The organism is Saccharothrix sp. NRRL B-16314, assembly GCF_000716595.1.
GTDB lineage: Bacteria > Actinomycetota > Actinomycetes > Mycobacteriales > Pseudonocardiaceae > Actinosynnema.
Map to the genome: position 1 here is coordinate 79,896 of NZ_JNXC01000007.1, position 11,919 is coordinate 91,814.

At 71.6% G+C, this 11,919-nt stretch carries 11 protein-coding genes; 2 read left to right on the forward strand and 9 right to left on the reverse strand.

What is annotated here, in order from left to right:
• Positions 1-32 precede the first annotated feature (32 nt).
• The 8 genes from OQ02_RS13910 to OQ02_RS41895 all read right to left on the reverse strand — a co-directional run bounded on the left by OQ02_RS13910 (position 33) and on the right by OQ02_RS41895 (position 8,188).
• Complete coding sequence (locus OQ02_RS13910; RefSeq protein ID WP_033438813.1) at positions 33-1,472, reverse strand: amidase; 1,440 nt, start codon at positions 1,470-1,472, stop codon at positions 33-35.
• A complete protein-coding gene (locus OQ02_RS13915; RefSeq protein ID WP_033438814.1) occupies positions 1,469-1,654 on the reverse strand; it encodes a hypothetical protein in 186 nt (61 codons plus the stop codon). Before OQ02_RS13915 ends, OQ02_RS13910 begins: the two co-directional genes overlap by 4 nt.
• A gap of 1 nt (position 1,655) precedes the next feature.
• Entirely contained in the window at positions 1,656-2,990 is a 1,335-nt protein-coding gene (locus tag OQ02_RS13920; RefSeq protein WP_033438815.1) for an LLM class flavin-dependent oxidoreductase, read from the reverse strand.
• Positions 2,987-4,066, reverse strand: a complete 1,080-nt coding sequence (locus OQ02_RS44770; RefSeq protein WP_197043323.1) for an alkaline phosphatase family protein — start codon at positions 4,064-4,066, stop codon at positions 2,987-2,989. The genes OQ02_RS13920 and OQ02_RS44770 overlap by 4 nt, the downstream gene beginning before the upstream one ends.
• A complete protein-coding gene (locus OQ02_RS13930; protein WP_051772283.1) occupies positions 4,063-6,048 on the reverse strand; it encodes an FAD/NAD(P)-binding protein in 1,986 nt (661 codons plus the stop codon). The genes OQ02_RS44770 and OQ02_RS13930 overlap by 4 nt, the downstream gene beginning before the upstream one ends.
• Positions 6,045-7,271: a hypothetical protein gene (locus OQ02_RS13935; protein ID WP_033438817.1), complete on the reverse strand. Its 1,227-nt coding sequence runs from the start codon at positions 7,269-7,271 to the stop codon at positions 6,045-6,047. The genes OQ02_RS13930 and OQ02_RS13935 overlap by 4 nt, the downstream gene beginning before the upstream one ends.
• Positions 7,272-7,346: 75 nt before the next feature.
• Positions 7,347-7,559: a hypothetical protein gene (locus tag OQ02_RS13940; RefSeq protein ID WP_033438818.1), complete on the reverse strand. Its 213-nt coding sequence runs from the start codon at positions 7,557-7,559 to the stop codon at positions 7,347-7,349.
• A 128-nt stretch (positions 7,560-7,687) separates the two neighbouring features.
• Positions 7,688-8,188 carry a transposase gene (locus OQ02_RS41895; RefSeq protein ID WP_063747059.1) on the reverse strand — a complete coding sequence of 167 codons (501 nt, stop codon included), beginning with the start codon at positions 8,186-8,188 and terminating at the stop codon, positions 7,688-7,690.
• Between the two features lie 205 nt (positions 8,189-8,393).
• Here OQ02_RS41895 and OQ02_RS13950 point away from each other — a divergent pair, with 205 nt between their 5' ends.
• Both OQ02_RS13950 and eno read left to right on the forward strand, forming a co-directional pair.
• Positions 8,394-9,353, forward strand: a complete 960-nt coding sequence (locus tag OQ02_RS13950) for a nucleoside-diphosphate kinase (RefSeq protein WP_033438819.1) — start codon at positions 8,394-8,396, stop codon at positions 9,351-9,353.
• A 208-nt stretch (positions 9,354-9,561) separates the two neighbouring features.
• Positions 9,562-10,842, forward strand: a complete 1,281-nt coding sequence (gene eno / locus OQ02_RS13955) for a phosphopyruvate hydratase (RefSeq protein ID WP_033438820.1) — start codon at positions 9,562-9,564, stop codon at positions 10,840-10,842.
• Positions 10,843-11,012: 170 nt separating this feature from the next.
• On the opposite strand, the gene OQ02_RS42380 is transcribed toward eno, so the two are convergent.
• A protein-coding gene (locus tag OQ02_RS42380; RefSeq protein WP_231500019.1) for an IS5 family transposase occupies positions 11,013-11,895 on the reverse strand; the annotation gives its coding sequence in 2 pieces (ribosomal slippage) (positions 11,013-11,553 and positions 11,552-11,895; 885 coding nt in all).
• Between the last annotated feature and the right edge of the window lie 24 nt (positions 11,896-11,919).

Sequence of the window (11,919 nt, forward strand, 5' to 3'; positions counted from 1 at the left end):
TGCTGGACTTGGCGTGGCCGGCCGTTGGGCGTTCAGCGAAGCGGGTCTCCGATGCCGAAACCCGGCGGGCGCACCGTCGGATGCCCCAGCGCGCGCTCCAGCGTCGCCGCGACCCGCAAGATCATCGCCTCGCCGAACGCGTGACCGACCAGCTGGAGCCCGGTCGGCAGACCGTTGCCCGCCAAGCCCGTCGGCAGCACCAGCGCGGGATGCCCGGTGACGTTGAACGGGATCGTCTGCATCGCGGTCGCCGTCTTGGGTGGTGGCCAGTCGCGGCCGAAGTCGGTGAACTTGGCGGCGGTGGTCAACCCGGCGGCGGTGAGCAGCACGTCGTGCCCGTCGAGCACCTGCTGCACCTGCTCCGCCAACTCCCGGCGCAACCGCAGCGCCTGCACGAAGTCCGCCGCGGTCAGCCCCGCGCCCGGCGCGACGCGGTGGTACGTGTACCGACCGAACAACTGCGGGCGCTCGCGCAGGTCACGCTCGTGGATGGCGAACGCCTCCGCCGTCATGATCACCCGCCCGCAGGCGTTGAACAGCTCGAACGGCGGCAGCTCCACCTCCTCCACCACCGCACCCGACGAGCGCAGCACCGCCACCGCGCGCTCGATCCCCGCCAGCACTTCCGGTGACGTGACCGCGTCGGCGGCGAACATGCCGGGGGAGTAGGCGACCCGCAGCCCCCGCACCCCCGACCCCAACTCCGCGTCGAACGGCGGCACGGCCCGGTCGACGCTGCTCGGGTCCCCCGGGTCGTGCCCGGCGATCACCCGCATGGCCAGCGCCGCGTCCTGCACGGTCCAGGCCAGCGGTCCGCAGTGGTCCATCGAGTACGACAGCGGGAACACCCCGCGCCGCGACACCAACCCGTACGTCGGCTTCAACCCCACCGTGCCGCAGTGGTACGCGGGCCCGCGCACGGAACCGCTGGTGTCCGAACCGATCGCCACGCGGACGAACCCCGCGGCCACCGCCGCACCCGCCCCGGACGACGACGCGCCGGTGAAGTGGTCGAGGTTCCACGGGTTGCGCGCGGGCGGGAACGGCAGTTCGGGGCTCGGGCCGCCGAGCGCGAACTCGTGGGTGGCCAGCTTGCCCACCATCACCCCGCCGCCGGCCAGCAGCCGCTCCTGCACGCCGCAGTCCCTCGCGGGCACGTGGTCGACGGTCAGCCACGAGTGGTTCGTGGTGCGGATGCCCTCGGTGTCGAACACATCCTTCAACGCGTACGGGATGCCGTGCAGCGGGCCGCGGTCGACGCCTGCGGCAAGTTCCCGGTCCGCCTGCTGCGCGCGCTCCAACGCGTGCTCGTCCGTCACCGTCACGAACGCGCGGACGTCACCGTCGTGCCTGGCGATCCGGTCCAGCGCGTTGCGGGTAAGGTCCACCGAAGACACCTGGCGCGCCCGCAGCAACGCCCCCGCCTCGGCGACCGACAGCGCGTGCAGCTCGGTCGTGGTCGTCCCGGTCACCCGACCTCCCCCTCCGGCACCCGGAACACGGCGGCGGGCTCGCTCATCGCCGACCGCGGCCCACGCAGCAGCTCCACCATCCGCAACAACTCCCGGTAGCCGACCGCGGTGCCCGCCCGCAGGTCTTCCGGCACCTCCAGCCCACCCCGGCGCAGCGCCGCCTCGACCTCGTCATCCCACATTTCAGACCACCTCCCGACGCTCGGGCCGCGGCAGACCGAGGTGGTCCCGCAGGGTCGTGCCCTCGTAGCCCTCGCGCACCAGGCCACGCCGGCGCAGCTCGGGCACCACGTGGTCGACGAAGTCGGTCAGCCCGTCGGGCAGCTGCGGCGCCATCACGATGTAGCCGTCCGCGGCCTCCTCGCGCACCCACTCCTCCAGGTGGTCGGCGACCTGCTCCGGCGTGCCCAGCACCTGGTGGTGCCCGCGCGACCCGGCGACCCGCAGCGCGAGTTGCCGGATCGTCAGCCCTTCGGCCCGCGCCACGTCCGCCAGCAGCTCCTGCCGCGACCGGCCCGCGTTCGACGGGGGCAGCGGCGGCAGCGGGCCGTCCAGCGGGTGCCCGCCGAGGTCGACGCCGCCCAGCTCGCTGCCCAGCAGCGACACCGCGATGTCCGGGTCGATCAACTCCTGGAGCCGCTCGTACTTCGCCACCGCCGCCTGCTCGGTGTCGCCGACGAAGGGCGACACGCCGACCAGGACGCGCACGTCGTCCGGGTCACGGCCGAACTTGGCCGCCCGCGCCTTCACGTCGGCGTAGAAGGCCTGCGCCGACGGCAGTGACTGCTGCGCGGTGAACACCACGTCCGCCGCCCGTGCCGCCAGGTTCCGACCCGGATCGGACGACCCCGCCTGGATGGTCACCGGGTGCCCCTGCGGCGACCTGGGCAGGTTCAGCGGCCCGCGCACGGTGAAGTGCTCGCCGCTGTGGTCCAGCACGTCCACGCCGCCCGGGTCGAAGAACCGGCCGGACGCCTTGTCCCGCAGGAACGCGTCGTCCGCCCAGCTGTCCCACAGGCCCTTCACCACGTCCGCGAACTCCTCGGCCCGCGCGTACCGCTCGTCGTGGTTCTGCTGGGCGGCGAACCCGAAGTTCAGCGCCTCCTGCGGGTTCTGCGACGTGACCAGGTTCCAGCCCGCACGTCCCGCGCTCATGTGGTCGAGCGAGGCGACCACCCGCGCCACGCTGTACGGGTGGTTGTACGTGGACGACAGGGTCGCGGTCAGCCCGATCCGCTCGGTCACCGCCGCCAGCGCGCCCAGCAGCGTCATCGGCTCGAACTGCGCCACGTACCGGATCGCGGCACGGCTGAGCGCGTCCAGGTCGGTACCGCGCACGCCGGCGCTGTCGGGCAGGAACAGGAAGTCGAAGCCGCCGCGCTCGGCGGTGCGGGCGAGGTCGGCGTAGTGCCGGAGGTTCACCCCGGCGTCGGCGGGCACGTCCGGGTGCCGCCACGCCGCGAGATGGTACCCCGTCGGGTACAGGAACGCGCCCAGTGCCACGTGCTTTCGCGTCATCGGGTTCCTCCAGCGGCGGTCCGGTCGGGCTCCCACACCGTGAACGGCGTCAGCACCTCGTCGTCGGCGTCCGACCCGTGGTCGTGGGTGTAGGCGGGATCGGTCAGGAACAGCTCGCCGTCCGCGACCAGGCTCACCGGGCCGATCCGGTTCCTGGCGAGCGAACCCGGCGGCAGCAGCAGGTCGGAGTCCACCACCCGGATCGACGGTGGCAGCGAGCGCCTCAGGTCGCGGACGAGCGGGTCGACGGCCGTGCAGTACAGCCACCGCACCCGGCCGGCGCCGCCCATGCGCGCACCGTGGCGGGCGAGCAGGTCGTCCAGCAGCGCTTGGAGGACCGGGTCGTGGCGGGTGGGCACCAGGCCGTGGTCGGAGTGCGCGACCACCACCGTGCCGGCGTCGGCGAGCCGTCGTGCCAGTGCGCCCAGGCCGTCGAGGGCGGCCGACACGTGGTCGTCGTAGCCGTGGTGGTGCACGTGCCGGTCCAGCTCGACGAAGCACCAGACGAACCGGGGACCGTCGCGCCCCAACGCTTCCTCGATCGCCGTGTCGACGTCGGCGACGACGGTGGCCGGATCGCGCGGTCGGTACGGGCCGCCGCCGAGGGTGTAGAAGCGGTGCCCGGGAACGATCTCCGCGTGGCGCAGCAGCGCGTCCCGCCAGGCGCACGGGTAGGCGTCCAGGTCGGCCGGCACGGCCAGCGGCCGGTAGCCGCGGTCCGCCGCGTCGCTGAACACGGTGCCGTCCGCGGCGGTCAGCCGGTCGCCCCGGTAGTCGAACGCGTTGATCAACGCGTCGGAGCCGTCCGGGTCCGCGAACACCACGCCGGGCACGCCGTGGTCGCCCGGCGCGAGCCCGGTCAGGCTGCTCAGCCAGGCCGCGGACGACGTGGTCGGCAGCACCGATGCCAGCGGCTCGGTCACCGCGTCGGGCCAGCGGCGCTCCACCAGCCGGTGCGGCAGACCGTCGACGGCCAGCACGACCACGTCACGCGGGTGGGACCGCTCAAGCAGGGCGGCTACCCGGCCCCGGAACGAGGTGATCGACGCCGTGCGACCCGGCGCGAGGGCGGTCACCGGCGCACGCTCCGCGCGACGGCCCGAACGGCCCACGCCGCCGCGTTGTTCAGCACCGCGCTGTTGGACCCGGGCCGTGCCGCGGTGAGCTGGAAGACCCGCAGCCCTTCCGCCGGCGCGCCCAGGAACGTCAACGCGTCCTCCACCGACCCGTCCGGCAGCACGGGGTGGAACTCGTCGGTCAGGTCGAGCGCGCCGGGCACGTGGTCCGCGCTCCCGTCGGCCGACGGGTTGCGCCACTGGCGTGCCAGACCGCGTCGCAACAGGTTCCGGTAGAGCGGGGACGCGTCGTGCCACGGGTCGAACGGGTGCACCCGCGCCTCGACCGCGACCTCGACGGTGCGCGCCACGCCCGTGCGGCGGCCTTCGACCAGCAACCCGGTGCCGTGCGCGCGGACCACCGGGTCCGGCCCGATCGCCAGGTCCACCAGCCCCGCGTCCACCAGTGCCGACAGCTTGCGCATCGGCTCGACCCCGGCGCCGTTGGACAGCCGGTTGTAGTGCCGCAGGTGCACTTCGGTGAAGCGGCGGTGCGACTCGGGGGTGAGGCCGCCGTCGTCCACGGCGGCCGAGAACACCGCTCGCAGATCGCGCCACACCCCGTCGCACGCGGCCTTCACCGGGTTGGCGACGTTGCCCTCCAAGCAGTCGGCGAGATCCCGCGCCAGGCGCGTCCGGACCAGGTCGTGCCAGTCGACGCCGGGTTGTGCCAGGTGCGCGGGCAGCGGGTCCAGCGCCGCGCGCCAGTCGAAGTCCCCGGCCTGCGCGGCGTGCAGCAGGAGGTCCGCGCCCTCTTCGCCTTGGGCGAGGGAGCCGGACAGGAAGCGCTGGTAGGCGTCGTCCACCCGGTCCCGCAGCTCACGGCCTGCCTGCTCGCCGTGCTTCGTGCGGTGGTGCACGTACGCCATCTCCAGCACGACGAGCGGCAGCAGGTGCAGGTCGAAGTCCAGCCGTGGACGCCGACCGCGCGGGTCCGGGAAACCGCAGGACAGCCGCAGCCGGTCGATCGCCGGTTCGGTGAAGAACACGCCGCGGTGTTCGAGCGCGGGGTCGGCCAGCTTGTCGTTGCGGGGCCGGCCGCTGCCCGGCACACCGCTCGGGCTGATCCCGACGATCCGCGACGGCTCCCGGCCGCTGGGCACGTACCGCAGCAGCGCCGGGTCGTCGGGCGACGGCGTGAATTGGCCGCCGCGCCCCTCGGTGAGGTGCAGGACTACGTCCAGCGCGGTCAGCCCCAGCCCTCGAACCAGGACCGGCCTGCCCGGCGGCACGGACCGCTCGGTGACCCTGACGTCCAGCGGGTAGGCGTACGGCACCCAGCGCGGGTCGTCGGTGTCCGAGCCGGGGTAGTGGTTCCACGAGTGGCCGGTGGCGAACAGGACGTCGTCGGCGGGCACGGCCACCGCCGGGTCGTCGGTCCGCAGCAGGAACCGGTGGCCGTCGTGGTCGCCGGGCACCACGTCGACCACCGCGCACGCGTGCAGGTCCACCTCGACACCGGGCGTCGAGCGCAGCCGCCGCACGAACCGGTCGAACACGTCCCGCAGCGCCAGTCCGTGCACGTAACGCCGGGGCACGTCCTCCGGCCGCACGTCGAAGTCCGGGTCACCGGTCTCCGCGTGCCGCGCCCGGCACCACTGGAGGAACGTCGGCCGCAGCGCCGGCGGCAGCAGCCGCACCGGTGGCCGCGCCGACTCGTCCGGCGCGAACGCGATCTGCCCCGCCACCCGGTTCAGGTGGCTGGTCCTGGGCTGCCGGTCGCTGTGCACCTCGCCCGCGCCGAACCTGCCGCCGCCCTCGAAGACCACCACGCGCACACCGCCGGCGGGCGTCTCGTGCGGCAGTTCGGCGGCCAGCTGCGCCAGCGCGTACGTGCCCATCGGACCCGCGCCGACGATCGCCAGGACGCGCCGGCGCTCTCCGCCGGTGGCGCCGACGGCGGACGGTTGCCCGCCGTCGGCCTTCGTGGTCCCGAGGGTCACGTCGTGGGCACCGCGTCGCTGAGCATCTTGCGGAACCGGCGCAGCAGCGGGAACGGCACGCTGCGCTCGACGTGGAACCCGAGCTCCTCGTGGAACGTGTACTCCACCGGCTCCTTCAGGCTCAGCGCGGACATCCCGCGCGCCAGCTGCTCCAGGTAGCCGGGGAACTGCGACTGCATCGCGTAGACCACGCTGTAGTACAGGTTGCGCCCCAACGAGAAGCACGGGTAGCGCGCGTCGTAGTTCTCCAGCGAGTACTTGGGGAAGCAGCCGTCGATGATCCGCTTGGGGCACATCCACAGCGGCAGCACCAGCGTCACGTCGCCGATGGGGCGCACCGGGAAACCGGCGGGCTTCATGCCGTTGGACACCCGGAACAGGTTCTCGCAGACGATGTCCTCGAGGTTCACGCCGGTGCAGATGTACGGCGTGCCGAGGTCGCGGGCCGCCTTCGACAGGGCGAGCCGGATCAGCAGGGTGCCCAGGAACTCGAAGTCGTCACCCTGGAACTCGCGCTCGAACCGGTCGATCAGCGCCACCGAGTCGCGCGGGATGCCCAGCAGCTCCTTGACCTCGTCCGCCTCGATCACGCGCAGCGGCAGCCCGTACTTCTCGCACAGCGCCTGCGCCCGCGGCACGCCCGCGTCCCAGTCCGGGATGCCCTTGAGGATCACCGGGTGCACCGTGACGCCGTGGTCGGTGAGCTGGCTCAGGCCGTAGAGCAGCGCGTTGCTGTCCCCGCCGCCGCTGACGCCCACCACGATGTCCGCGCCCGCCGGCACGTGCGCCCTGATCGTCTCGCCGACCCGGTCGGCGATGATCGACTGGCACTCCTCGGGGCTGAGCTTCTTCAGGAACGCCTCGGCCGACCCCTGCTCGTTGTCCATCCGCTGGTAGACGTACTCGGTCGCGCCCGCACCCTCGCTGTCGATCGTGGCGAAGTCGTCGATCGAGAACAGGAACGGGTTGACGTTCCGGTTGAAGTAGAGCAGCACCTCCGCCGCGTCCTCGAAGTCCTCCAGCCGCTGGTCCAGGCACGGCGTCAGGCGCGGCTCACCGCCGGAGGCGGGCAGCACGTACACCGCGACGGCCGACCACGGCACGTTGTTCCGGTTCAGGATGTCGATCAACCGCTCGTCGCTGGATCCGGTCAGTCGTTGGCGGCCGTGGGAGGTCACGACCGACACCGTGGGGACGCTGCGGAAGGTGGGGTTCGTCGGCATGGTCAATTCCTGTTCGGCCGTCGGGACGAGTAGTGAACGGGCGGGCCGCCCGGAGACGGCCCGCCCGCCGGGGAACTACTGGGCGCCGGTCTCGCAGCTGGCGCCGCAGATCGTCTCCAGGCCGTGCTTGGAGGCCGGGACGGACAGCCCCGCCACCCGGAACGACTCCAGCTCACGGACGCTCATGACGACGCGCTCGGCGACGCCACCCGTCGGGATGAGCTGGACAACCTCGTTCTTGAGGTTGAAGTTGCCACTCTGAATGGCAGGAGAAAATGCGTGCTGCATGTCTCTGCTCCCTTATTCAAGGCGGGCGTAAGGTCCCCGCGATGGTCAGCCTACAATCGCTTCGACTCGTCCTGTCAAGCATTGCGAGGCTGATTCGAGGAGACTTTGTCTCACGTGGATCGGTGTTTTTATTCGAATTCTTCGAATGTTGTCTCACGTGATGGCGGGCCACCGTGGGAGGTGCGCCACCGGCGCGGGCCGAACAACTGCTCCACGAAGCCGCCGCTGAACTGCCGCTTGATGTACGGCCGCGGCGCGGGCGCCCGCCGGCCCGACGTGTCCCCGCGCGCCTCGCGCAGTCGTTCGTCCGCCGCCTCCGCCAGCGTCCGCGCCCACCCGGTCAGGTCACCGGCGGCCTGTTCACGCTCCGGCGCGCGCGACTCGGCTTCGGCCGCGGCGTCGACCAGTCGGCGCCACAGGTCCGCGTTGCACCACTGGGTGAAGCGGCGGTGCGTGGTCTGCCACGACGTGCCGAACACCTTGGGCACCTCGCGCCACGCGGACCCGCTCGCGAGCACGTGGACGACCGCGCCGAACACCGCCTCGTCGTCGGTCCGACGCGTTCCGCCGCCTTGCGGACGGGCGACCGGTCGCGGTATCAGCGGCCGGGCGAGGGGCCACAGCGACATGGGGGCCAACCACTCGTATTTTGACCGCACCTCGACATGATGCGCGGAACTGTGGACAATGTCACGGGTCGTTGTCCGGCGACGCGCTGTTAGGATTGCGACCGGCCGACAGCGGAAGCCGCCGACATCGCACTACCCGGCATTGGGCGACTCCGGCTTCGGACAACTCCGGCAAATGGACCACGCGCCTTGGGGGCCCGCCAACGTGAACACTCTCCCGTCGTTGACCCGGCTGCCGCTGAAGGCGGAGTTGTACCAGCGCGAAACGTACTTCCGGGAGGGGTTCAGCGACGCGGTCGAATCCTTCGGGCCCGCGGTCGGCGAACTGCTGCACCGGTCCGCCCTGCTGATGGTGAAGCCGGACGGGCTGGTCGCGGCCAAGCTCCGCACCGTCGTGGAGTACCTGGGCGAGCACGACTTCGAGATCGTCGCCGCGCAGCCGATGTCGTTCACCCCGCACAGCTGGCGCGAGCTGTGGCGCTACCAGCTCACGTCCGCCACCCTCGACCGGCTCAAGGTCAACGAGCACGTCCTGTCCCGTCCCGCGCTGCTGCTCCTGCTGCGCAGCGGCGAGGGCCACGAGGTGCCCGGCACCGTGCGCCTCAGCGGCCTCAAGGGCTCGGCCACGCTGTCCGCTCAGCGCCCCGGAACCCTGCGCAGCCTCCTCGGCCAGCCGAACCGGGTGCTGAGCTTCATCCACGTCGCCGACGAGCCCGCCGACCTGGTCCGCGAACTCGGCCTGCTCTGCGACCGCGCGACCCGGCTGCGGCTGCTGACGGCGCTCGCGGAGGGCCGCCTGTCCGCCGAAGGCCGTGCGGTGCTGGACGAAGAGCTGCGCCGCTGCGACGAGGGCGGCCTCGACCTGTCGCCGGAACCGGCGGTCGAGCGGGTGGCCAGGGCCGTGCGCGAGTGCCCGCAGGCCGACGACCCGGCCGCCGGCTGGCTGCTGGAGCAGCTCGCGGCGATGTCCCGGGGCGAGCGCGTGGCGTGGCGCCCGTTCGTCCGCGAGCTCGAACGCCTCGACCTGGAGCTGGACCACTGGGACCTGGCCGTGCTGGGCACCCACTTCATCACCTACGACGAGCCGGGGTGGGCCAAGGTGCTGGAGAACCCGCCGCCCGGTGCGTGGTCGACGCCGATGGCGGGCTCCGACCACCGCTCGTGAACGCCTCCCGTTAACAGCACGTTAACTGCGTCCACGGGCCGTGGGTCGCCCATCCGTGCACCCCTTGGTCACCGAGGGTCGAAACCGCCGCTGTGACATGATTCAGGCGGGCGGGAAACATGTTGATGACAATCGAACCGCGCTCGGCGGGGATGCCACAACGGCGTGGTCCTCAGCCGCCTGTGGTTATCCAGAGCCGAGGAGTGAGATGACTGCCATTGTCCGAGTGGTCGGCAGGGAGATCGTCGACAGCCGGGGCAACCCCACTGTCGAGGTCGACGTGCTGCTGGAGGGCGGTGCGCGAGGTCGGGCGGCGGTTCCCTCGGGGGCGTCTACCGGGACCAACGAGGCGGTCGAGCTGCGGGACGGCGACAAGAGCCGGTACCACGGCAAGGGTGTCCGCGCGGCGGTCGACGCGGTCAACGGCGAGATCTCCAAGACCATCCTGGGGATGAGCGCCGAGGCCCAGACGGACCTGGACCGCACGCTGATCGAGCTGGACGGCACGCCGAACAAGGCGCGGCTCGGCGCGAACGCGACGCTGGGCGTGTCGCTCGCCGTGGCCAAGGCCGCCGCCGCGCACCACGACGTGCCGCTGTACCGCTACGTGGGTGGCGTGTACGCGCACCTGCTGCCGATGCCGATGATGAACATCATCAACGGTGGCGCGCACGCGGACAACGCGATCGACTTCCAGGAGTTCATGATCGCGCCGGTCGGCGCCAAGACCTTCGCCGAGGCCGTGCGCGTCGGTTCCGAGGTGTTCCACACGCTCCGCAAGGAGCTGCACGCCGCCGGGCACAACACGAACGTCGGTGACGAGGGTGGCTTCGCGCCGAACCTGAACTCCGCCGACGAGGCGCTCCAGTTCGTCGTGGACGCGATCGAGAAGACGGGCTACACGCCCGGCGACGACGTCGCGATCCTGCTCGACCCGGCCGCGTCCGAGTTCTACGTGGACGGTGTGTACGACTACGCCGGCGAGGGTCGCAAGCGCACGGTCGAGGAGCACGTCGAGTACCTGGCCCAGCTGGTGGCCAAGTTCCCGATCGTGTCCATCGAGGACGGCATGGCGCAGGACGACATGAAGGGCTGGAAGCTCGTCACCGACACCATCGGCGACCGCTGCCAGCTCGTCGGCGACGACGTGTTCTGCACCAACGTGAAGCTGCTGACCGAGGGCATCGAGGCGGGCATCGCCAACTCGATCCTGGTCAAGGTGAACCAGATCGGCACGCTCAGCGAGACGCTGGCGACGACCGCGAAGGCGCACCGTTCGGGCTACTCCGTGGTCATGTCCCACCGGTCCGGCGAGACCGAGGACACCACGATCGCCGACCTCGCGGTGGCGATCAACTGCGGTCAGATCAAGACGGGTTCGCTGTCCCGTTCGGACCGCACGGCCAAGTACAACCAGCTCATCCGCATCGAGGAGGAGCTGGGCTCGGAGGCCCGCTACGCGGGTCGGTCGGCTCTCAGCCGGGGCTGACCACCAAGCACGACCGGTGCCCGCTCGTCCCAGCCGGGACGGGCGGGCACCGCGCTGTTCGGGGCGAAAATGTTGCGGGCAGCGTGGAGTCGGGCCGGAGCGCCCTGCCGGGCCGCTACCGGCCGGTGCGGTGGTGCTGCGGGCCGGAGCGGTGGTGCTAGAGCGTGTCCTCAAGGCCAGATGAGCAGCGTGGCGAGATCGATCATGGCTCGGTATGAGATGGCGGTCTTGTCGAAGCGGGTAGCGATGGCGCGGAACTGCTTGAGTCGGTTGAAGCAGCGTTCCACGACGTTGCGGCGTTTATAGGCGGCGCGGTCGAAGGCCGGCGGGCGCCCGCCCGCGCGGCCCTTGCGTTTGCGGTTGGCCTGCTGGTCACGGCGTTCGGGGATGGTGGCCGGGATGCCTCGTTTGCGCAGGTGGGCGCGGATGGCCTTGGAGGAGTAGCCCTTATCCGCGATGACCCGTGCGGGCCTGGTCGCCGCGCGGCCGGGACCCGGTCGTCGGAACTCGACGCCGGCCATGACACGGGTGAACTGGGTGCAGTCGTTGACGTTGCCGCCGGTCAGCACCACCGACAGCGGTCGACCGTGGCCGTCGCAGGCCAGGTGGATCTTCGTGGTGGGTCCGCCGCGGGAGCGGCCGATGGCATGATCAGCTGGTTCGCTGTGCCCGCCGCACGGCCCGTCCGCCCCCTGTGTGGGACGCGGTCGTGCGGCGGGCGCCGGCGGCGTGCTGATGGGCACGCACGATGCTGGAGTCCACCGACACCTCGCGGTCGAGTTCGTCGATCGCCTCGGCGACCACCCGGACCCGCGACACCAGCGTCGTGAGGGTGCCGTTGCGCGACCAGCGCCAGAACCGGTTGTAGACCGTCTTCCACGGCCCGTACCGTTCCGGCAGGTCACGCCATGCCACACCCGTCTTCGCCTTGAACAGCATCCCGTTGACCACCCGCCGGTCGTCCACCCGAGGGCGACCTCTCACACCCGAAGCGGGCAACAACGACTCGATCACCTGCCACTGCTCATCGGTCAACTCATGCCTGCGTACCACGGCCCAAGATCAAAGCAGATCAGC

Bases quoted from the DNA above. Each gene is read 5' to 3' on its own strand.
- OQ02_RS13920 (WP_033438815.1), bottom strand. From the start codon at position 2,990: ATGACGCGAAAGCACGTGGCACTGGGCGCGTTCCTGTACCCGACGGGG.
- eno (WP_033438820.1), top strand. From the start codon at position 9,562: ATGACTGCCATTGTCCGAGTGGTCGGCAGGGAGATCGTCGACAGCCGG.
- OQ02_RS13915 (WP_033438814.1), bottom strand. From the start codon at position 1,654: ATGTGGGATGACGAGGTCGAGGCGGCGCTGCGCCGGGGTGGGCTGGAG.
- OQ02_RS41895 (WP_063747059.1), bottom strand. From the start codon at position 8,188: ATGTCGCTGTGGCCCCTCGCCCGGCCGCTGATACCGCGACCGGTCGCC.
- OQ02_RS13935 (WP_033438817.1), bottom strand. From the start codon at position 7,271: ATGCCGACGAACCCCACCTTCCGCAGCGTCCCCACGGTGTCGGTCGTG.
- OQ02_RS13940 (WP_033438818.1), bottom strand. From the start codon at position 7,559: ATGCAGCACGCATTTTCTCCTGCCATTCAGAGTGGCAACTTCAACCTC.